We start from the raw sequence: 21,582 nt of genomic DNA, 5'->3' as shown, positions 1-21,582 counted from the left end.
TTGTCGACTGCGTGCATCACTCGGCCGCCTTCTTCTTGCCCTTGAACATGCCGAGCATGCGGTCGGTGACCACGAAACCACCGATGACGTTCAGCGTTCCGAACACCACCGCGACGAACAGGATCACCTGCACCAGCAGGGACGGGTCCTTCACATTGCCCAGCGTCACCAGCGCGCCGAGCACGACGATGCCGTGGATGGCGTTGGTGCCCGACATCAGCGGGGTGTGCAGGGTGTTGGGGACCTTGGAGATGACCGCGAATCCGACGAACCCGGACAGGACCAGGATCGCGATGTTCGCGAGAAGTTCGGTGTACATCAGGCTTCCACCTCACGGGTCACACAGGAATCGGCCAGCACCTGATCCTCGAAATCGGGCGCGAGCTTGCCGTCGACCAGCATCAGCTCCAGCAGGGCCGCGATGTTCTTGGAATACAACTCGCTGGCGTGCTCGGGCATGGTCGCGGGCAGGTTCAACGGCGAGGCGATGGTCACCTCGTGCTTGACCACGACCTCACCGGGCTCGGTGAGCTCGCAGTTGCCGCCGGTCTCACCGGCCAGGTCGACGATCACGCTGCCGGGCTTCATGCCCTCGACGGCGGCGGCGGTGACCAGGCGCGGCGCGGGACGACCCGGCACCAGCGCGGTGGTGATCACCACGTCGAAACCCTTGATGGCGTCTTCGAGGGCCTGCTGCTGCTGGGCCTTCTCGTCCTCGGTGAGCTCGCGGGCGTAGCCGCCCTCACCGGCGGCGTCGATGCCGAGATCGAGCCACTGGGCGCCGACCGAGCGCACCTGATCGGCGACCTCGGGGCGCACGTCGTAACCGGTGGTGCGGCCACCAAGACGCTTGGCCGTGGCCAGTGCCTGCAGACCGGCGACACCGACACCGAGCACCAGCACGGTGGCCGGCTTCACGGTGCCAGCGGCGGTGGTCAGCATCGGGAAGAAGCGGGTCGACTCCGACGCGGCGAGCAGCACGGCCTTGTACCCGGCGACATTCGCCTGCGACGACAGCGCGTCCATCACCTGCGCGCGCGAGATACGCGGGATCGCCTCCACCGCGAACGCCTGCACACCGGCGGAGCGCAAAGCCCCGATCTGGTTCTCGGCGTTGCGGGGGGCGAGGAACCCGATCAGGGTCTGCCCGGAGGACAGCTTGCCCACCTCGGCATCACTGGGCGGGGCCACCTTGACCACGACATCGGCCGACCACGGATCACCGATGGTCGCGCCCGCCTCGACATAGGCCGCGTCGGGGATGAGCGCGCCGAGGCCGGCACCGGCTTCCACGACCACCTCGACACCCTGCTTGGACAGGGCGGGGATGATCTTGGGCACCAAGGCGACCCGCCGCTCACCCGCGCCGGACTCGCGAACGACTCCGACACGCGCGCCGCGCGGCGAACCCTCGCCCACGTTTTGCGTTGTCTCCACTAGTCAGATTTCCTTTTCGTGCTGGCTTCGAGCCTGGGAACAGCGGGTCAGCCGAAGTTACCTACGAGTAAGATCGGCTGAAATCCTCGCAACTGTACTCGGCTCGCGGTGAGCCTAGCGGAGATGCCCGTCACATCGGAGAGCTGGACCGTCCACTGGGAAATCGGACAGAGCCGACCCGTTTCACCAAGTTGACGACCTTTCCGCTCGGCGGACGCGAGCTCGCGTCCACGATCAGATTCGTCGCCGCAGGTAGGGCCGGACAAGACCGCACATGCGAGTGGGGTACTTACCTGGACGTCCGAATCCTGGTCGAATGACCGGCTCGCGCGGCGAACGTGACGCGTGTCATGCCGGTGCGCGGTTCGGGCTGTTGCGCGACCTAGGCCACACCGTAGGGTCGATGTTGTGAACGACTGCGTCTTCTGCTCGATCGTGGCGGGTGCCGCACCGGCGACCAAGGTCTACGAGGACGACGCGGTGTGCGCGTTCCTCGACATCCGGCCGATCACCCGCGGGCACACGCTGGTCGTTCCCAAACAGCACGCCACCGAACTCGACGATCTCGATCCCGAGCTCGGTGCGACGATCTTCCGCACCGGTCACCGGCTCGCGCGCGCCCTGCGCCGCAGCGGCTTGGCCAGCGACGGCGCCAATCTCGTCCTCAACGACGGCACAGCGGCCTTCCAGACCGTCGGCCATGTCCACCTGCACGTGGTGCCGCGCAAGCACGGTGACAAACTCAGTTTCGCCAAGGGCTTTCTGCTGCGCAGGCCGCACGAGCCGAATGCGACCGCAGCGGCGATCCGTGCCGGCATCACCGCGCTCGACCAGAGCGAAGCAGAAGGAGCACAGGGATGACCGACCGCACGCCCGATCGCGAGCAGCTCACCGACCTGCTCTCCCAGCAGTGGGAGGCCATCGGGATCCTGGTCGCCGACCTCGACGAGAAGGCGTGGCGCAAGCCGTCCCCACTGCCCGGCTGGACATTGTTCGACGTGGTCGCGCACGTGATCGGCACCGAGTCGTGGCTGCTCGGCGACACCCCGCCGCCGCATGACCCGTTGCGCCCCAAGACCGACGTGCGGACGCTGCCGCATGTGCGCAACGAGGTCGCTGTGCTCAACGAGATCTGGGTCGACCGGTTGCGTCCGCTCTCCGGCAAGCGCCTGCTCGCCCTGTTCGACGAGGTGACCGACCGCAGGCGCGCCGCACTGGCCGCGATGGACGGGCAGGCCTGGCAGGCGCCGACAGTCTCGCCGGTCGGGCAGGTTCCCTACGGGCGGTTCATGCGGGTGCGGCTGTTCGACTGCTGGATGCACGAGCTCGACCTGGCCGACGGGATCGGCCGCACGGTGGCCGAAGGCGGTGCGCGCGCGGAGACCGCGTTCACCGAACTCACCCTCGGTCTGGGCCGGGCCGTGGTGAAGGGCGCGAAGGCGCCGGACGGTTCGCGGATCACCATCGACCTCAGCGGTCCGGTCACCCGGCAGATCCACCTCGCGGTGGTCGACGGGCGCGGCGCGGTGCTCGACGTGGCCGAGGGTGAACCGACCGCCGTGATCAGCATGGATTCCGGGTTGTTCGCGCGGTTGCGTGGCGGGCGGACCACCGCCGCCGAGCATCGGGACGCGGTCAGCGTCTCGGGCGACACGGCCCTCGGCGAGCGACTGGTGCAGAACCTGGCCTTCACCATCTGATGCGGCTGTTCCTGGCGTCCTACCGGTTCGGCGCCTTCGCCGACCGGCTCGCCGGGCTCGCCGGCACACCCGGCCGGGTTGCGGTGATCCCGAATGCCTTCGACGCGTGGCCCGACGCCTGGTCCTCGGCGGTCACCAGTGATGTGAATCCGCTACGGCAGCAGGGTTATTCGCCCGAGGTGGTCGACCTGCGCGACTATGCCGGGCAGCCGGGGCAGCTCGAGCGGCGTTTGCGCGAGTTCGACATGGTGTGGGTGCGCGGCGGGAACACCTTCGTGCTTCGGGCCCAATTCGCCCGCAGCGGAGCCGATTCCGTGTTGCCCGCGCTGCTGCGCGAGGACGCGCTGGTCTACGCGGGCTACAGCGCGGGCGCCTGTCTGCTCGGACCCGATCTGCACGGGCTGGAGACGATGGACGATCCGGCCGAGGTGCTGCCCGCCACCGGCACCGAACCACGATGGGACGGACTGGGATTGGTGGATCGGCGGCTGGTCGTGCATCTCGACTCGCCCACCGATCCGGACGGCGAGGCGGTGAAGATGCTGGCGCGCTGCCGGGCCGAGGGTGTCGCGCACTGGGCGCTCACCGACGACGATGTCGTCCTGGTGGACGGCGATCGGACCGAGGTGCTGCGCGGCCGGTCATCGACCGGCGCCGACCGGATCCGCTGATCGCTTGCGCCGGAACACGATCCAGCGCATCGCGCAGTACATGTACACCGCTTCGCAGGCGCCCGCGAGTAGCCGCGCCACGTGGTATTCCACGCCGAGCGCGGTCAGCCCGGAGCCGACGCCGAGGATGAACGCGACGTAGTTGACCAACACCACGACCGCGTACACCGCGGCCTGCTTGCCCATCGGGGCGTGCGAGTGGAAGTTGAAGGTGCGGTTGAGCAGGAAGGCCAGGCCGAACGCGACGATGTAGGCCAGGCTGATCGACAGCCAGACGGGCAGGTCGAGGCCCTCGTGCAGCAGCGTCAGCAACAGCAGGTCGACGCCGAAGGTGAAGCTGTTGATCAGCGCGAAGCCGAGGAAGGTCGCGGGCACATACCGGTTCAGCCCGAACGGCAGCCGGGCCACGACGGCCTCGCACCAGCGGGTGAACCGGTCGGCCATCGAGTCGGTGACACTCGCGTGCTGCTCCACGGGGCCAGCCTGCCAGCGCGAGATGACGCCGAGGTGAGCACAGGGCAAACGGGCGAGTCGGCCGGTTCAGTGCGGCAGGGCGACAGCCTGCGCGGCGACGGGCTCGGCCGGACCGCGGTCGAGCGTGGTCCACGTGGCCAGGCAGCGGCGGTGGGTGAACTCGTCCGCCTCGGTCAGGAGGGCGTCGCGCAGCAGGCACGGGTCGGCGGCCCACTCGGCGGCGATCTCGGCCAGCGCGCGAATACCGAACATCCCGGTCGCTTCCAGCGCCGACAGCCATTCCTCGTGCACGCCTGCGTGGACCCGGTGCATCGCGTCGGGATCGATCCCCGCGTCGGCGAACTCGGCGGCCAGCAGTGCGCCGACCAATGCGCCGCGGTCCTGCGGTTCCTTCATCTTCCGGCCCTCCCGGCGAAATACGGTGCGACGCGGTGCGTCGATTGATGCGATGCGCGAGCGGGCGCACCGTAGAGCGGAATTCGAAACGCGCCGGGCGAATCGCTGTCGACCACACCCGTTATGGGACATTGTGACGGGTTGGACGCCGTATACACCAACCGAACGCACGGGATCACAGTCATGCGGAAATTCACTCGGTCGGCAACACATCGCACCGGCACGAAACTGGTCAGATGATCACCACGCTCTGGTGGCGGCCGCTTCCCGGCCGATGCCGCCACCAGAGCGTGCTGAACAATCGACCACCGCGAGTGCCCGCGCGAGGCGGGTGGCGCGGGTTAGCGTTGACAGGTGGACGAGAGCAGGGTTGACCTCGATGCGTTGATTTCCGCGGTGTCCGAGGGGGCGGTGGTCATCGATCCCGATCTGCTGGCGGGGTACCGGCAGGACTGGGCGCGTGATCCCGACGCGGGGACGCCGCTCGCGGTGGTGCGGGCGCGCGGTACCGCGGATGTGGTCGCCACGCTGCGGTGGGCGCATGACCGGCGGGTGCCCGTCGTGCCGCGCGGCGCCGGGTCGGGGTTGTCCGGCGGGGCGACCGCGGTGGACGGCGGGATCGTGCTGAGCACCGAGCTGATGCGGGAGATCCGTGTCGACGCGGTCACCCGGACCGCCGTGGTGCAGCCGGGGCTGCTCAACGCGGAGGTCAAGCGGGCCGTCGCGGCGGAGGGGCTGTGGTATCCGCCCGATCCGTCCTCGTTCGAGATGTGCTCGATCGGCGGCAACGCGGCGACCAACGCGGGCGGGCTGTGCTGTGTGAAATACGGCGTCACCACCGACTACGTACTCGGCATGGAGGTGGTGCTCGCCGACGGGACCGTGGTGCGCCTCGGCGGGCCGCGGCTGAAGGACTCGGCCGGGCTCTCGCTGACCAAGCTGTTCGTCGGCAGCGAGGGCACGCTCGGGGTGATCACCGAGCTCACCCTGCGGCTGCTGCCCGCGCAGCCGCCGCAGGCGACCGTCGTCGCGAGTTTCGGCTCGCTCACCGCGGCCACCGACGCGATCCTGGCCATCACCTCGACCTTGCGTCCCGCCATGCTCGAATTCATGGACACGGTGGCGATCAACGCCGTCGAGGACGAGATGCGGATGGGGCTGGACCGCACCGCCGCCGCGCTGCTGGTCGCCCGCTCGGACGCGCCGGGCGAGTTCGCCGCGCACGAGGCGAAGCTGATGGTGTCGCTGTGCGAGAAGGCAGGGGCGACAGAGGTTTTCGATACCGAGGATCCCGACGAGGGCGAAGCCTTCACGGCCGCACGGCGATTCGCGATTCCCGCGGTGGAACGGATCGGACCGCTGCTGCTCGAGGACGTCGGCGTCCCGCTGCCCCGGCTCGGTGACCTGATCACCGGCATCACCGCCATCGGGGAACGCAACGACGTGCTGGTGTCGCTGATCGCGCACGCGGGCGACGGCAACACCCACCCGCTGATCGTGCACGACCCCACCGACCCCGACAACACCGCCCGCGCGCACCGCGCGTTCGGCGAGATCATGGATCTGGCCATCACGCTCGGCGGCACGATCACCGGCGAGCACGGCGTCGGGCGCTTGAAGAAGGCGTGGCTGCCCGACCAGGTCGGCCCCGAGGTCATGGCGCTGACCCGCCGCATCAAGGACGCTCTCGACCCGGAAGGCATCCTCAATCCCGGCGCGGTCCTCTAGTGGAACATCGGGCCCGGCCGCCGGGTTAGCATCCGGTATGACCACCAGGCTCGAGCACAACGTCGCCGACACTCGTTTCGAGATCTACCTCGACGACGTCCTCGCCGGCTACGCCGACTACGCCGAACGCGAGGATCCGAAAGTCCGCGACTTCCACCACACCATGACCTTCCCCGAATTCCGTGGCCGTGGGGTCGCCGCCGAGGTCGTCGAATTCGCCCTGCGCGATTCCCGCGCCAACGGCTACCACATCATCCCGACCTGCTGGTATGTCGAGAAGTACATCGCCGAGCACCGCGAATACGCCGACCTGGTGGCCTAACCACACAGATAGCTGGTCAGGATCGGGCCGATCACGGCGAACGCGTCCGGGCCGGTGAGCCGGTTGTGTTCGTGGCCGGTCTGGTTGTCGATGATCTCGCCGCTGACGTAGGGGCGCCAGGTGCCGGCGTTGGCTTCGTAGCCGGGGCGGGCGGTGGTGCTGCTGAAGAACAGCAGGTCACCGTCGAAGATCCCGGGTTCGTACTCGGCCGCCTCGCGCACGATCTGCTGGTAGTCGGCGTAGAGCCGCCGCAGATCCGTCGCGGTGAGCAGACCCGCCATCGGGTTACCGGGGCCGGCGTCGACCTCATTGTCGACGCCAGGCAGCGGTGCGGCGGTGTACCGGTCCGCCGCGGAATCGGCCGACGACGCTGGCGGCGCGATTCGATCGGGAGCAGCGCCGGCGGCACCGGCGCGCAAGAGTTCGGCGGCGTGTTCGGCCGACCGGTCGCCGTCGAGCAGCGCCGGGTCGAGGCCGCCGAATTCGGCGAGCAGCACCTCCGGCGATGGCAGTTCGGCGGCTCCGGCCGGGTCGACATCGGCGCGGCCGTCGAGGATGGCCAGCGCGTCAACCTCGGCGCCGCGGCGCTGGAGTTCGACCGCGACGGCGTGCGCGATCGGCCCGCCCGCGGAGTAGCCGAGCAGCCGGTACGGTCCGGCGGGCTGGATCGCCTGGATCTCGTCGGCGTAGTGCACGACCCGGTCCCGCAGCGGCCGATCGGGTTGCTCGGCCGCGATGCCTGGCGATTGCAGGCCGTAGACCGGGAAGCCGGGATCGAGATGGCCGGGCAGACCGGCGTAGCACCAGGCCACGCCGATCGCCGGGTGCACGCAGAACAGCGCGGGGCCGGTGCCGCCCGGGCGCAACGGGACCAGGGTCCGCAGGGCCGGGTCGACCGCGTCCCCGGTGGTGATGCGCTGGGCGAGCGCGCCGGGCGTCGGGTCGCCGAACATCCACTGCACCGGCATCGCGACATCGAGCCGGTCACGGATCCGGGCGACCAGCCGGACCGCGATCATGGATGTGCCGCCGAGTTCGAAGAAGTTGTCGTCCAAGCCGACCCGCTCGACGCCGAGGACCGACTCGAACGCGGCGACGACCGCCGCCTCGACGGGGGTGACCGGCGGCCGATAGGGCAGGTCGGCGCGGTGTTCCGGCGCGCGCACGACGGGATGCGCGATGGTTCCCGGCGGCGCGGTGACGTCGAGTTCGCCGAGGCCGCGGCCCGGGTCGGCGGTGAGCGCGTCGAGCAGATCGACGAACCGGTGCGCCAGTGTCCGCGCGGTGGTTTCCTCGAACAGGTCGCGGGAGTAGGTGAGCGTCCCGGACATGCCGGCGGGCGCGCCGTCGGGGCCGAAGTTCTCGGCCAGCATCCACTCGAGGTCGAATTTCGCGCCGACCGGCGGCATATCGAGCGGGTCGACCCGCAGGCCGGGCAGTGCCACCGCCTCGCGATCGAAGTTCTGGAAGACGAGCAGCACCTGGAACAGCGGGTGGTAGGAGGTGGACCGGGTGGGCGCCAGCACCTCGACGAGCCGTTCGAAGGGGATGTCGGCGTTGCCGAACGCGTCCAGGTCGCCGTCCTTGGTCGCGGCGAGCAGGGTGTCGAAGGTGGCCTCGGGGTGGACGTGGCTGCGCAGCACCAGCGTGTTGACGAACATGCCGACGAGGTCGTCGAGATCGCCGTCGCCGCGGCCCGCGATGACCGAGCCGATGGCCACGTCGGTGGTGTCCGACAGCCTGGCCAGCAGCACCGCCAGCGCCGCGTGGGCCACCATGAACACGCTGACACCGTGCCAGCGGGCCAGTTCCCGCAGCCGGATCTGGATCGCGGGGTCGATGGCGAATTCCGTCAGGCCCGCCCGGTGGGTGAGCACGGCGGGACGCGGATGGTCGCTGGGCAGCGTCGAGACCTCGGGCAGCCCGGCGAGAGTCGTGCGCCAGTAATCCAGTTGCCGGTGCGAGACGCTGCCGGGATCGTCCTCGTCGCCGAGCAGTTCGTGCTGCCATAGCGCGTAGTCGGGGTATTGCAGTGGCAGTGGCGCCCAGGTGGGTGCTGTGCCCGTCCGGCGGGCCGCGTAGGCCACCAGCACGTCGCGGGTCAGCGGCGCTACCGACCAGCCGTCGGAGGCGATGTGGTGCAGGGTCGCCACCAGCACCCAGCGGTCGTGATCGATCTGGAACAGCTGGGCGCGCAGGGGTAGTTCGGTGGTGAGGTCGAATCCCTGCCCGATCTCGGAGGCGACCCGGTCCCTGATCTGTTCCGGATCGATGGGAGTCACCCGGATCGGCACAGAGGCCTCGGCACGGACGTCCTGGTATGGCTCACCGTCGGCGCCGACCGGGTACACGGTGCGCAGGGATTCGTGACGGGCCACCACGTCCATCAGGGCGGCCCGCAGCGCCGTCACGTCGAGGTCGCCCTCGACCGCCAGCGCGATCGGGACGTTGTGGGCCGGTGAGGCGGGGTCGTACCGGTTGAGGAACCACATGCGCCGCTGTGCCGCCGAGAGCGGGATTCGTTCGGGACGGTGGCGGGGGCCGGGACGCGGGCCGGGTGGGGTGGCCGCGGTGCGAACGGCGGCGGCCAGTTCGGCCACCGTCGGCGAGTCGAAGACGACGCGCACCGGGATGCGGGCGCCGAGGGCTGCGCCGAGGCGTGCCGCGATCCTGGTCGCGGTCAGGGAGTTGCCGCCGAGGGCGAAGAAGTTGTCGTCCAGGCCGACTTCCGGGACGCCGAGCAGCTCGGCGAAGGTGTCGGCCACCGTCCGTTCGGTCGGGGTGACGGGGGCGCGGAACCGGCCGGACCTGATGTCGGGGGCGGGCAGCGCGCGGAGATCGAGTTTGCCGTTGTCGGTGCGCGGCAGGACGTCCAGGACGACGATCGCGGTGGGCATCATGTAGGACGGAAGTCGCTGCGCCAGTGCTTCTTTCACCGCATCAAGGTCGAACTCGGCCGTTCCCTCCGGCACCAGGTAGGCGACGAGCAGTTCGCCGAGCGCGGCATCGGTGTGGACGGTGACCACGGCCTGGTGCACCGCGGGATCGGCGGTGAACGCCGCTTCGATCTCGCCCGGTTCGATGCGCAGCCCACGCAGCTTCACCTGCAGGTCGGAGCGGCCCAGGTACTCGAGGCCCGGCGCGCGCCTGCGCACGAGATCGCCGGTGCGATACATCCGCTCGCCCGGCGCGCCGTACGGGTCGGCGACGAAACGCGCGGTGGTGAGGTCGGGGCGGCCGTGGTAGCCGCGGGCGAGTGCGGGTCCGGCCAGATACAGTTCGCCCGCGACGCCGTCGGGGACCGGGTGAAGTCGCTCGTCGAGCACGAGCGCGGCCAGGCCGGGAACCGCTGTGCCGATGGTGATCTCGGCACCGGGAACGAGCGGGCCCGCCCCGGTGGCCCAGATGGTGGCCTCGGTGGGGCCGTAGTCGTTGAAGTGCACGCGGCCCGGCGCGGCCCACCGCTGCACCAGTTCCGGTGGGCACGGTTCGCCGCCGGTGATAATCGCCCGCAGGTCCTCGTATGCCACGGTATCCACCGAGGCCAGCGCCGACGGGGTGAGCGCGATGTGGGTGACCCGTTCGCGGGCCAGCAGCTCACCCAGTTCCGCGCCGCCGAACGCGGTCGGTCCGGCGACCACCAGTGTTGCGCCCACGCCCGCGGCCAGCAGTAGTTCCAGCACCGCGGCGTCGAAGCTGGGCGAGGCGACGTGCAGCACCCGCGATTCGCTCGTGGTGCGCAGCCGTTCCCGTTGCGCGGCAACCAGGTTCGCCAGTCCGGCGTGCGTGACGACCACGCCCTTGGGGCGGCCGGTGGACCCGGAGGTGAAGATGACATACGCCGGGTGCGCGAGTTGCGGTGTCGCGTGGCGTTCGCCGGGATCGATCGGTGTGCCCGAGGTCGCAGAGTGCGTGGTGAAGGCTGGATCGTCGAGCAGCAACCAGCGCACGCACCGGTCGTCCGGAGGCGCGCTGTCGGCCTGCACCGCGCCGACCGCTGCGGCGTCGGTCCACGGGCGGATCGATTCGGCCTCGGTTGTGGTGATGCCGAGGGATGCGCCGGAGTCGGTCAGGATTTGGGCGATGCGTTCGGTGGGGTAGGCGGGGTCGACCGGGACGAAGGCGGCGCCGGTTTTGGCTACGGCCCAGACGGCGAGGACTTGTTCGGCGCTGCGGCGGATGGCTATGACGACCAGGTTCTCCGGGCCTGCTCCGGCTTGGATCAGCTGCCGTGCCAGGCGGTTCGAGCGTTCGTCGAGTTCGCGGTAGGTGAGTCTGGTCGACCCGTCGACGATCGCGGTGCCGTTCGGGTTCGTGGTGACGGCGGTGGCAAGTAGGTCGGGGAGGACGGCGGGTGCGGCGACGGCGGGTAGTGCCGTGCCGGGCAGTACCGCGCGCTCGTGTGGAGCGAGCAGATCGATATCGCCCACCGGCGCATCGGGATTCGCCACCACCGCGCGCAACAGGGTGAGCCAGCGGTCGGCGAAGCTCGCTGCGGTGTCCGCGTCGAAAAGGTCGGTGGCGTAGCCGAAGCGGACCGACAGGCCGTCGGCGGCGTCGTCGCCTACCGTGACGCTGAGGTCGAACCGCAGGCTCTGCTGGTCCAGGTCCATCGCCTCGACGTGGAGGCCGGGCAGGGCGATCTCGGTGTGGCCGAGATTCTGGAAGATCAGCATGGCCTGGATCAGTGGGTGCCGGGCCGCCGAGCGGGTGGGTTCGAGCAGGTCGACGAGTTGTTCGAAGGGGACCTCGGCGTGGGCGAAGGCGTCGAGGTCGGTGCGGCGCACGCGGTCGAGCAGGTCGGTGAACGGCAGTGCGGCGGGCACCTCGGTGCGCAGCACGACGGTGTTGACGAACATGCCGACCACATTGTCGAGTTCGGCGGCACCGCGGCCGGCGACCGGGGTGCCGACGGCGACGTCGGGGGTGCCGCCGAGCCGGGCGAACAGGACGGCAAGGGCGCTGTGCAACACCATGAACAGCGAGCACTGTCGCTGCGCGGCAAGGTGTTCCAGCCCGATCCGCAGGTCGGGTTCCAGCGTGCGCGCGATGGTGCCCGCGCGCAGTGACGCGACGGCGGGCCTCGGCCGGTCGGCGGGTAGCTCGAGGCGATCCGGCAGTCCGGCCAGGGTTTCGGTCCAGTACGCCAGCTGCCGGGCCGCCAGCGAATCGGGGTCGTCGGCACTACCGAGCCGATCTCGTTGCCAGAGGGTGTAATCCGCGAACTGCACCGCGTGCTCCGGCCACCGGGGTGCGGTGCCTGCCGCGCGGGCGGTGTAGGCGGACATCACGTCGCGCGCCAGCGTGCCCATCGAGTACCCGTCGGCGCTGATGTGGTGGACAACCACGGCCAGCACGTGTTCCTCGGTGCCGAGCCGGAACAGCCTCACCCGCAGCGGGACCGCGGCAGCGACATCGAAACCCTCAGTGACGCACTCGAACACGGCGGCGGGCAGGTCGGCGGCGGTGCTGTCGACCGCCTCGAGATGGCCAGCGAGTTCCGCCGGCGCGACGACGACCTGGTAGCCGATGCCGTCGTGATCGGGGTACATGGTGCGCAGCGCCTCGTGGCGGCTCACCACATCGGTCAGTGCCGCCCGCAGCGCGGCGAGGTCGAGCCGGCCCGTCAGCCGCAGGACGGCGGGGATGTTGTAGGCGCCGGAGGACGGGTCGTACTGGTTGACGAACCACATGCGCCGTTGCGCGGGCGCGAGCGGAATCCGCTCCGGGCGCGGGCCCGCGCTCGGGCCGCCGAGCGCTGTGGGGAGCAGGGTGTCGCTGTCGAGCCGGGCGGCCAGGCCGTGCACGGTCGGCGCTTCGAACAGCAGCAGCACCGGCACCTCGACGCCGAGTTCGGCGCCGAGCCGGGCGGCCACCCGCGTCGCCGACAGCGAGTCGCCGCCGAGGGCGAAGAAATCGTCGTCGGCGCCGACCTCGGGGTGCTCGAGCACCGCGGCGTAGGCCTGCGCCACCAGCCGTTCCGCACCGACCGGCGCGACGTAGGGCGCCACCGTGTGGTGCGGTTCGGGCAGGGCGCGCACATCGACCTTGCCGTTGCCGGTGACCGGCAGCGCGCCCAGCACCGTGACCGTCGCGGGCACCAGGTGCCGGGGCAGCCGCCGCACCAGGAACTCGCGCAGTGCGGTCGGGGTCAGCTCGACGCCGTCGACGGGGGCGGCGTACGAGGCCAGGGTCTGCTCGCCCTTCGGTCCGCGCCGCGGCACGGTGACGGCCAGCGCGACACCGGGAGCCGCGAGCAGCGCCGCGTCGACTTCGCCCGGCTCCACCCGGATTCCGTGCAGCTTGGTCTGGGAGTCGTTGCGCCCGACGTAGCTCAGGCGGGTCGCCGATGTCCGGCGCACCAGGTCTCCGGTGCGGTACATGCGCTCGCCGGGAGCGCCGAACGGGTTGGCCACGAAGCGTTCCGCGGTACGCGCGACCGCGCCCGCGTAGCCGCGAGCCAGGCCGGGGCCCATCAGATACAGCTCACCGACCGCACCGGGCGGCACGGGACGCAGCCACCGGTCCAGGACCGCGAGGCCGCAACCCGGCAGCGGCGCACCGAGATCGCTCGCGTCGTCCTTGCCCAGCGGGGCGCTCACTGTCACCGCCACGGTCGACTCGGCCGGGCCGTAGGAGTTGAGCATCGTCCGTCCGTCGCTCAGCCGCGCGACCAGCTCGGGCGGGCAGGCTTCGCCACCGGTCACGATCGTGCACACCCCGTCGACGGCGGCGGTGGGCAAGGTGGTGAGGACCGCGGGCGGGGCGACCAGGTGGGTGACCGCGTTGGTGGCGATGACCTCGGCGAGCGGTGCGCCCGCCGTGGCCCGCTGCGGCGCGACCACCAGCGTGGCACCGGCGTGAAAGCCGGTCAGCCACACCAGGATCGAGGCGTCGAAAGCGGGGTTCATGCACAGCAGGAGTCGGTCGCCGGGAGCGGGGCGCAGGCGTTCGGAGACGCCGTCGACCAGTCCGCTGAGACCGGCGTGGGTCACCATCACGCCCTTGGGGGTGCCGGTCGAGCCGGAGGTGTAGATCAGATAGGCGGGGTGCCCGGGGCGCAGTGGACGGACCCGTTCGGCGTCGGTCACCGGTCCCGCGGAGCGGGCCGCCACTCTGCCTGCCGACGGCTCGTCATCGATGACCAGCCAGGACACGGTGTCGGGCAACGTCTTCCGGTGCGCGGCGATCGTGATGCCCAGGCGGGCACGGCAGTCGTGCGCGACGGTGGCGATGCGCTCGGCCGGATGGTCGACGTCGACCGGGACGAACGCCGCACCGGACTTGGCGATCGCCCACGCGGCGAGCAGCCACTCCGGCGAGCGTGGCGCGGCGATCAGCACAGCACCTTCGGGACCGGCGCCCGCGGCGATCAGGGTGTGCGCCCATCGATTAGAGCGCTCGTCGAGCTCGGTGTACTCGAGCTCGACGCCGTCCCCGACGACGGCGATCCCGCCGGTGCGTACCCCGGCGGTGAGCAGCTCGGGTAGCAGGCGCACCGACGGCGGCGCGGTCCGGACGACCTCGGCCGCGTCGACGCCACGCACCGCCGCGACCGGCAGGGCCGGATCCGCGAGGCGGGCGACGATGCGGCCGAGCCGATTCGCCAGCACGGTGGCCTCGGCGTCGTCGAAATACCGGTCCGAGCAGGTGAGGTGGAGCCGAAGTCCCTCGCGCGCCTCCGCGGACAGGCACAGCGGATAGTGTGTGCCGTCGCGGCCGTGGAAGTCGCGGATCCGCAGGCGCGCGTGCTCGGAGGCCGATCGCAATGCCTCGACGTCCATCGGATACGACTCGAAGACCATGCTGGTGTCGAACAACGGACCGACATCGGCGAGCGACTGGATCTCGTTGAGTCCCAGGATATTCCGGTCGACGAGAACGCCCTGCTCGCGCTGGACCCGGGCCAGCAGTTCGCCGACGGGCTCGTCCGGGACCAGGCCGATCCGCACCGGGACGGTGTTGACCAGCATGCCGACGATCCGTTCCGCTCCGGGCAGGTCCGGCGGACGACCCGACACGGTGGCGCCGAAGACGACGTCGGTGCGCCCGGTCAGCTCGGCCAGCAGCAGCGCCCACGCGGTCTGCACGACCGTGTTCATCGTGACGCCGCGTTCGGTGCGGTGCCGGGTGAGCGCGGCGGCGATGTCCTGGGCCAGCGGCACCTCCCGGCGCAGCTCGCCGGGTTCACCGTCGCGGTCGAGTGGCGCGCGGACCGCCGTGATCAGCGTGGGACCGGTCAGCCCGGCCAGCGCTGCCGACCAGGCCGTGCGCGCGCCTGCCGCGTCCTGGCGGCCCAGCCACTCCAGATACCGCAGGTACGACACCGGTTCGCCGAGCTCGCAGTCCCCGGTGTCGTACAGCGCGAGCAGTTCGCCCAGCAGCACCGGCATCGACCAGCCGTCGAGCACCAGATGATGGTTGGTGACGATCAGGCGGACGTCGCGCGGGCCACAGCGCACGCACAGGAAGCGCAGCAGCGGCGGCTGTTCGGGGTCGAACGGGCGGGCGAGCTCGCGCGCGGCGATCGCGGCGCAGTCGGCAGGGTCGGCCTCGATCACCTGCCACGGCACGGTGACCTCGTCGAGCACCAGTTGTGCCGCCGTGTCCGCGGTCGTCACGAAGGCGGTGCGCAGCGCGGGGTGCCTGCGTGCGAGCGTCGTCGCGGCGGATTCGAGGCGATCGAGATCGACCTCGCCGTCGAGTTCGAAGACGGCTTGCACGGCGTACTTGTCGGCGTGCCCGGCGGCGAGCCGGGTGTGGAACAGCAGGCCCTGCTGCAACGGCGCGAGCGGCCAGACGTCCTCGATGCCGTGGTAGCGGCGCCGCCACTCGGTGAGCTGCGTCGCGGTGACCGGCACCAGCGCGATATCCGACGGCGTCAGTCCGCCCGCGCCCGGCTCGGCGACGGCGTGCGCGATCGTCTTCAGTGCCGAGACCCAGTGCCGTGCGATATCTTCCACCTCGTCGCGGGTGACGACCTCGGACGGGAACCGCCACACCGCGTGCACCACGGGCCCGTCTGGCTCGTCCACGGTCATCGCGTCGACGGCGATCACCGCCGACGCGGGCAGCTCGGCATCGACCGCACCGCCGAGCTGGTGCGTCACGTCGACCGGTACCCACGGGAGGCCCGCGTCGGTGCCCGCGATCTGGCCCAGGTAGTTGAACCCGACCTGCGGGGTGTGCGCGGACCGCAGCCGGTCGTCGGAGCCGAGGTGGCGCAGCAGGCCGAAGCCGAAGCCGCCGTGCGGCACCGCGCGCAGCTGCTCCTTCACCGCGGCGACCGCGGACATCGGCTCGGGGTCGGCGCCGAGGTCGAGTGCGATCGGGAACTGGCTGGTGAACCAGCCGACCGTGCGCGACAGGTCGGCGCCGGGGACGACGGTCTCGTCGCGGCCGTGCCGCTCCAGCATGAGCAGCGTCGCTCCCGGCGCGCCGCGGTGCTCGGTCAGCGCTTCGACCAGGGCTGCCAGCAGCGCCTCCTCGACACCGCAGCGCAGCGCGGTCGGCAGGTGCCGCAGCAGCGGGGCACTGGTCTGCGCGGGGATCCGGATCTCGATGCGGTCGACGGCTGATCCGACGTCGCGGGCCGGATCGAGCGGGCGAGCGCCGAGTGGCGGCTGTGCGGTGTCGAGGACCCCGCGCCAGTAGCCCAGCTCGTCGGTCCATTCTGTGGCGCTCGCGGCGGTGTGGAGCGCGTGCGCCCAGGTGCGCATGGAGGTGCCGACCGGCGGTAGTTGCGGGGCCGCGCCTTCGGTCACCTCGGCCCAGGCTGTCATCAGGTCGGCGATCAGGATGCGCCAGGACACGGCGTCGACGGCGAGGTGATGCGCGGCGAGTACGAGTCGTCCGCCGGGACCGCCGGGGTCGAGCCAGGTGGCGGCGAGGGCGATCCCGGCGCGGGGGTCGAGCCGATCGACCGTGGCTGCTGTCGCCCTTTCGATGGTGTCGGGGTCGATCGCTTGCTCGGCTGTCGCCGCTGTCGCCCGCGCGATGGCGTCGGGATCGATCGCCCGCTCGGCCGTCGCCGCTGTCGCCCGCGCGATGGCGTCGGGATCGATCGCCCGCTCGGCCGTCGCGCAGACGACGTGGGCGACGATTTCGGCCGCGTCGATCGTCGAGGGCGAGGTGACCTCGAGCTGATCACCGTCGACGACGCGCACGCGCAGCATGTCGTGGTGGTCGGTGATCGCTTGCAGCGTGCGCGTCAGGCGGCCGCGGTCGACGTCATCCGGCAGCGCCAGCACCATTGTCTGCGCGAACCGCTGCCAGCCGGGCTGGGTCAGGAGCCAGTCCACGATCGGGGTTCGCGGCACCGGACCAACACCGCCGCCGGGCATTTCACCCAGGACGGCCCGCTCCCCCGGCGCGCCGACGACCGCGGCCAGGCCGGCCGGGGTGGGATGCTCGAACACGTCGCGCGCCGAGAAGACCAGGTCGGCGGACCGTCCGCGCGCCACCAGCTGGATCGACAGGATCGAGTCGCCGCCCAGCGCGAAGAACGACGACTCGGGGCCGACCTCCGGCACACCGAGCACCTCGGCGAACAGTGCGCTCAGTGCCTGCTCGACCGCGGATGCTCCCGCCCGGGGTGTCGCGGGCGTGGTGTCGGGCTCGGGCAGTGCTTGCCGATCGACCTTGCCGTTGCCGGTCAGCGGCAGCTCGTCCAGCATCGTGATCGTGCCCGGCACCAGGTGCGCGGGTAATCGGTCCAGGCAGAACTCCCGCAGCGCAGCGGCATCGAGCTCGGCCGCCTCGTGCGTCGGCACCACGTACGAGGCGAGCATGGCCCGGCCCGACGCGCCCTTGCGCACCACGGTCACCGCGAATTCCACACCGGGACAGGTGGTCAGCACGGCGTCGACTTCGCCCGGCTCCACGCGCATGCCACGCAGTTTCACCTGGAAGTCACTGCGGCCCACGAATTCCAGGACGAACGACCCGGCGGTGCAGCGCGGTTCCGTCGCGGTGACTGTGTCCGCGCTGAGCGGGTCAGCGGTGCGATCCGGTCGACTCCCGGGATCGGCGGATGGGACTGGGGCGTCCTCGGTTTCGATGGCCTCGGTCGCCTCGACCGCACGCCAGCGGACCAGGTCGCCTGTGCGATACAGACGGCTTCCGGGCGCGCCGAATGGATTGGCGATCATGCGCTGCGCTGTCGCGCCGGGGCGGCCGGCGTATCCGCGAGCCAGGCCGGGGCCGGAGATGTACAGCTCGCCCGGGGTGCCGACGGGCACCGGGCGGAGGCGGTGATCGAGGACGTGCAGGGTGACGCCTGGTACCGGAAAGCCGATTCCCACCTCGACGTGCGGGGTGAGGGGTGCCGTGAACGTCGCTGCCACAGTGGTTTCCGAGGGGCCGTACGAATTCACCAGGGTGCGACCAGGTCCGAAGCGGGCCACCACTTCCGGCGGGCAGGCCTCGCCACCGGTGGATACCGCGCGCACGCCGTCGAGCGCGCCGGGTGACAGTGTCGTCAGCACGGCGGGTGTGGAGCACAGGTGGGTGATCGATGACTCGCGGATAGTCGCGGCGAGGTCGGCGCCTGCCACCGAGTCGGCGTCGGCGATCACCAGGGTCGCGCCTGCGGTGAAAGCGACCAGCAGCTCGAGCAAGGACGCGTCGAAACTCGGGTTGAGACAGTGCAATACCCGCGACCGACGATCCGCGCGGTAAGCGTCGCGCACCGCTGCGGTCAGCGTGGCGATGCCCGCGTGGGTCACCACGACGCCCTTGGGCGTGCCGGTGGAGCCTGAGGTGAACACGATGTAGGCGGGATTCTCGATCCGCGGGCGGGGCATCGGCCCGGCATCGGCGGCGACCGCGTCTGCGTCAGCGGCGACAGCGTCAGCGTCAGCGTCAGCGTCAGCGTCGGCGGCGGCGGCGTCGGCGGCGGCGGCGGCGGCGTCAGCGTCAGCGGCGGCATCGGCGGCGACAGCGTCAGCGTCAGCGGCGGATTCGGCGGCTGCCGTGGCGACGTCCGCGTCTAGCCCATCGGCGTCCAGCACGATCCAAGTGACCGAATCGGGCAGGTCGGCCCGCAGACGCGGCGTCGTGATCCCGAGCCGCGCACCGCATTCCGCTGCCATCGTCGCCAAGCGCTCGGCCGGGTTCGATACGCCGACCGGGACGTACGCCGCGCCCGATCGGGCGACGCCCCAGAACGCCACCACCGACTCCATCGACCGCGGCAGCGCCACGAGCACGGCCGACTCCGGACCGGCTCCTGCCGCGCTGAGGCGGCGTGCGAGTCGGACCGAAACCTGGTCCAGCGCACCGTAAGTGAGTTCTCGACCGCCGGACACCACTGCTGTCGCGAGCGGGCCCGCCGTCAGGAGTCCGTCGTCGAGCACGTCAGCGAGCAAACGCGGCGCGGGCGCGGGCGCACCGCGCAGACCCGCGCGCAGGGGCAGCTCGTCAGGGAGGAAGTACTCGAGCGAACGCACCGGGGTATTCGGAGCGGCGTCGATCATCGCCTCGAACAGTGCCAGGAAGCGGCGGTGGTGGCGGGCCAGGGTCTGTGCGTCGTAGAGGTCGGGGTTGGCGGTGAAGTCGACGTGGATGGGGCTGTTCGCGCCGTGCTGATAGAAGTTGACGAACAGGTCCTCGATCGGGCCCGAGGTCAGCACGTGCAGGCTCGTCTCGACATCGGTGAAGTCGACGTCGGTGGGGAACAGCATGATGTTGACCACCGGACCGACGAGGCCGCGACCGCCCGTCGCGTCGCCGTTCGTCTCGCCGTGGCGGATCTCCTCGTGCCGGAACTGCTGATGCCGCAGGGCACCCGAGACTTCCACCCGGATCGCGTCGACCAGGTCGGCGACGGTGCTGTCGGCCCGGACCCGCACCCGCAACGGCACCACATTGGCCAGCATGCCGCCGGATCGGCGCAGCACCGCGGTGGTGCGGCCGGACACCGGCAGGCTCAGCACGACGTCCTCGGTGCCGGTCGCCTGCGCGTAGTACACCGCCAGCGCCGCCATCGCCAGCCCCGGCGTCCCGACATCGAAACGCGCGGCGGCCGCGTCGAGGCGCGCCTTCGTCGCGTCCGGCAGCTCGGCGCGGTGCTCGCGGCCGAGCGCGTGCGCCGGCGCGGCGGCGTCGACCAGACTGCACCGCTGCGGCATGTCCGCGATCCGCTGCGACCAGTAGTCGGCGTCGGCGGTGAAGCGCGTGCTGTCGCGATAGCGCATCTCCGCGTCGTACACCGTGCGCAGGCTCGCGGCCTTGCACGGCGGCGGATCCTGCCCGGCCAGTGCCGCGTTGTAGAGCTCGGCGGCCCGGTACAGCTCGGTCGCGGAGGCGTAGCCGTCGATCGCGATGTGATGGCCGCGCGAGTACCACAGCACCCGCCGCGGCTCGATCCGGATCAGCGCGAACATTCCCATCGGGTCACCGACCAGATCGATCGGCGCCTCGACATCGGCGCGCATCCACCGCATCGCCTCGGACTCGGGGTCGGCGGCGGCGCTGAAGTCCAGGTAGGACACCGCCAGCTCGATCCGCCGGTCGACGACCTGGTACGGCCCGTCGCCGGTGTCGACCAGCCGCAGCTGGCCCGACTCGAACTCGCGACTCACCTGCTGGGAGACCGCGATGAGCAGGTCGATGTCGAGCGGGCCGCGCATATCGATGTACTGCGCTTCGTAGAGCGGCACGGCCGGATCGAGTTGCTGGGCGTACCACAGGCCGAGCTGGGCCGGTGAGAGCGGAAACTCCTCGACCGCTGCCGGCTCGGTCGCCGGCGCGGTGGACAATTCGCGAGTCATCGCTGATTTCTCCCCGCGCCGACCTTCTGCGGTACCTGCTCCTCGAGGTGATATTCGGGCACATCAGCGTTCGCGCTCGCGATGAGCCTGCCCACCACCACATTGCGGACATGCGCGGGCAGACCGGGAGCGAACTTCTTGACGTAGGCCGACATCCATTCCGGGCGCTCCAGCAGGAACGGGAAGTCGGTGGCCATCATCGTGCGCACCACCAGCATCGGGATCGGCGCGTCGAGCGGGTGGTACTGCTTGTTCCACAGGCCAGGCTGGGTGCAGCCGGGATAGAACTGCCCGAGCATCAGTCCGCGCTCGACGAACTCGGTCTTGAGCTCGTCGTGCAGGTCGTCGATGAGCGTGTAGTCGTGCAGGTCGGGCATGGCCGTCACCAGGCAGCGCAGCACCGCGGAGCCGCCGTTGTCCGGCGGCAACTTCGGGAACAGCTCAAGCGCGTCCGAGAGCACCAGCCGCACGTACGCGGGCCACGGTTGCGCGCCGGCGACCCGGCCGACCCAGATCAGGTCACGGCGCATCGACGGGCCGACATACGGGCAGACGGGGCCGTCACGGCCGATCGCGTCCAGCGGCTGGGTGAGGTGATCCTGCGCCCACGTGCGGACCCGGTCGAGCAGTTCCTGCGTGAACCGGGAGCCCTCCCCCGAGCTGGACAGCGGGAGCCAGCTCATCCCTGAGCGGGTTCCAGAAATTACGTCGGTCATCACCAACTCACCTCGCCGGATCACGAGGTAGAGCATCCCCCCGGGACAGCAGCGAGTACGCGAGTAGTGGGCCACTCGAATTGAAGTGGCAGGCCCTCACACACCAGGCTTCAGCACTATGAAACATGTCGTCGACTCCTGCTATAGACGCCTAAAGGGCCTGGTCACAGCCCTTATCTAGTCAGGAGGATCGACATCGGCCACATACCTTCACCCCGACGGCTCAGTTTGATCCCACCTGTCTTGGTATATTGCATTGAAGGGATGAAACGAATCGCCGCAGAGCTACGAATAAGTAACCCTCCGATATCGGTTGAATTTATCGACAGGATGTCCATCCAATTCTTGGACACATTTCGATCGTCA

The 21,582-nt window shown here is 70.6% G+C and carries 11 protein-coding genes; 5 read left to right on the top strand and 6 right to left on the bottom strand.

Annotation, left to right across the window (positions count from 1 at the left end):
• Nucleotides 1-16: 16 nt before the first annotated feature.
• Both ACWF82_RS21780 and ACWF82_RS21775 read right to left on the bottom strand, forming a co-directional pair.
• Nucleotides 17-319, bottom strand: a complete 303-nt coding sequence (locus tag ACWF82_RS21780) for an NAD(P) transhydrogenase subunit alpha (protein ID WP_056818017.1) — start codon at nucleotides 317-319, stop codon at nucleotides 17-19.
• A complete protein-coding gene (locus ACWF82_RS21775; protein WP_452503758.1) occupies nucleotides 319-1,437 on the bottom strand; it encodes a Re/Si-specific NAD(P)(+) transhydrogenase subunit alpha in 1,119 nt (372 codons plus the stop codon). The genes ACWF82_RS21780 and ACWF82_RS21775 overlap by 1 nt, the downstream gene beginning before the upstream one ends.
• Nucleotides 1,438-1,845: 408 nt before the next feature.
• Here ACWF82_RS21775 and ACWF82_RS21770 point away from each other — a divergent pair, with 408 nt between their 5' ends.
• Genes ACWF82_RS21770 through ACWF82_RS21760 form a run of 3 tightly spaced genes read left to right on the top strand, consistent with a single transcriptional unit; the run spans nucleotide 1,846 to nucleotide 3,808 of the window.
• The gene (locus tag ACWF82_RS21770) at nucleotides 1,846-2,298 is read left to right on the top strand and encodes an HIT family protein (protein ID WP_452503756.1); all 453 of its coding nucleotides are present in this window, start codon (nucleotides 1,846-1,848) and stop codon (nucleotides 2,296-2,298) included.
• Nucleotides 2,295-3,137 (top strand): maleylpyruvate isomerase family mycothiol-dependent enzyme, encoded by an 843-nt coding sequence (locus tag ACWF82_RS21765; protein ID WP_452503754.1) that lies wholly within the window; start codon nucleotides 2,295-2,297, stop codon nucleotides 3,135-3,137. The genes ACWF82_RS21770 and ACWF82_RS21765 overlap by 4 nt, the downstream gene beginning before the upstream one ends.
• Nucleotides 3,137-3,808 carry a Type 1 glutamine amidotransferase-like domain-containing protein gene (locus ACWF82_RS21760; RefSeq protein WP_452503752.1) on the top strand — a complete coding sequence of 224 codons (672 nt, stop codon included), beginning with the start codon at nucleotides 3,137-3,139 and terminating at the stop codon, nucleotides 3,806-3,808. The genes ACWF82_RS21765 and ACWF82_RS21760 overlap by 1 nt, the downstream gene beginning before the upstream one ends.
• Here ACWF82_RS21760 and ACWF82_RS21755 read toward each other — a convergent pair.
• Both ACWF82_RS21755 and ACWF82_RS21750 read right to left on the bottom strand, forming a co-directional pair.
• Complete coding sequence (locus ACWF82_RS21755) at nucleotides 3,779-4,252, bottom strand: GtrA family protein (protein WP_452503878.1); 474 nt, start codon at nucleotides 4,250-4,252, stop codon at nucleotides 3,779-3,781. The two genes, ACWF82_RS21760 and ACWF82_RS21755, sit on opposite strands and share 30 nt — an antisense overlap.
• A 96-nt stretch (nucleotides 4,253-4,348) precedes the next feature.
• Nucleotides 4,349-4,678 (bottom strand): hypothetical protein, encoded by a 330-nt coding sequence (locus ACWF82_RS21750; RefSeq protein WP_452503750.1) that lies wholly within the window; start codon nucleotides 4,676-4,678, stop codon nucleotides 4,349-4,351.
• Between the two features lie 354 nt (nucleotides 4,679-5,032).
• Between ACWF82_RS21750 and ACWF82_RS21745 the strand changes: the two genes are divergently transcribed.
• The gene (locus ACWF82_RS21745) at nucleotides 5,033-6,406 is read left to right on the top strand and encodes an FAD-binding oxidoreductase (protein ID WP_452503749.1); all 1,374 of its coding nucleotides are present in this window, start codon (nucleotides 5,033-5,035) and stop codon (nucleotides 6,404-6,406) included.
• Nucleotides 6,407-6,443: 37 nt separating this feature from the next.
• Nucleotides 6,444-6,728, top strand: coding sequence for a GNAT family N-acetyltransferase (locus tag ACWF82_RS21740; RefSeq protein WP_452503747.1), 285 nt, complete (start codon nucleotides 6,444-6,446; stop codon nucleotides 6,726-6,728).
• Here the strand turns inward: ACWF82_RS21740 and ACWF82_RS21735 are convergent.
• Both ACWF82_RS21735 and ACWF82_RS21730 read right to left on the bottom strand, forming a co-directional pair.
• Nucleotides 6,725-20,500, bottom strand: a complete 13,776-nt coding sequence (locus ACWF82_RS21735) for an amino acid adenylation domain-containing protein (RefSeq protein WP_452503745.1) — start codon at nucleotides 20,498-20,500, stop codon at nucleotides 6,725-6,727. The two genes, ACWF82_RS21740 and ACWF82_RS21735, sit on opposite strands and share 4 nt — an antisense overlap.
• The gene (locus ACWF82_RS21730) at nucleotides 20,497-21,216 is read right to left on the bottom strand and encodes a DUF6875 domain-containing protein (RefSeq protein ID WP_452503743.1); all 720 of its coding nucleotides are present in this window, start codon (nucleotides 21,214-21,216) and stop codon (nucleotides 20,497-20,499) included. The genes ACWF82_RS21735 and ACWF82_RS21730 overlap by 4 nt, the downstream gene beginning before the upstream one ends.
• Nucleotides 21,217-21,582 lie beyond the last annotated feature (366 nt).

The organism is Nocardia sp. NPDC055053 (assembly GCF_053608285.1).
This window is presented reverse-complemented; position numbering and strand designations above follow the sequence as displayed.

What these genes read in the sequence shown, in the direction of transcription:
- ACWF82_RS21765 (WP_452503754.1), top strand. Translation starts at nt 2,295, where the DNA reads ATGACCGACCGCACGCCCGATCGCGAGCAGCTCACCGACCTGCTCTCC.
- ACWF82_RS21780 (WP_056818017.1), bottom strand. Translation starts at nt 319, where the DNA reads ATGTACACCGAACTTCTCGCGAACATCGCGATCCTGGTCCTGTCCGGG.
- ACWF82_RS21760 (WP_452503752.1), top strand. Translation starts at nt 3,137, where the DNA reads ATGCGGCTGTTCCTGGCGTCCTACCGGTTCGGCGCCTTCGCCGACCGG.
- ACWF82_RS21750 (WP_452503750.1), bottom strand. Translation starts at nt 4,678, where the DNA reads ATGAAGGAACCGCAGGACCGCGGCGCATTGGTCGGCGCACTGCTGGCC.
- ACWF82_RS21730 (WP_452503743.1), bottom strand. Translation starts at nt 21,216, where the DNA reads ATGACCGACGTAATTTCTGGAACCCGCTCAGGGATGAGCTGGCTCCCG.
- ACWF82_RS21755 (WP_452503878.1), bottom strand. Translation starts at nt 4,252, where the DNA reads ATGGCCGACCGGTTCACCCGCTGGTGCGAGGCCGTCGTGGCCCGGCTG.
- ACWF82_RS21735 (WP_452503745.1), bottom strand. Translation starts at nt 20,500, where the DNA reads ATGACTCGCGAATTGTCCACCGCGCCGGCGACCGAGCCGGCAGCGGTC.
- ACWF82_RS21740 (WP_452503747.1), top strand. Translation starts at nt 6,444, where the DNA reads ATGACCACCAGGCTCGAGCACAACGTCGCCGACACTCGTTTCGAGATC.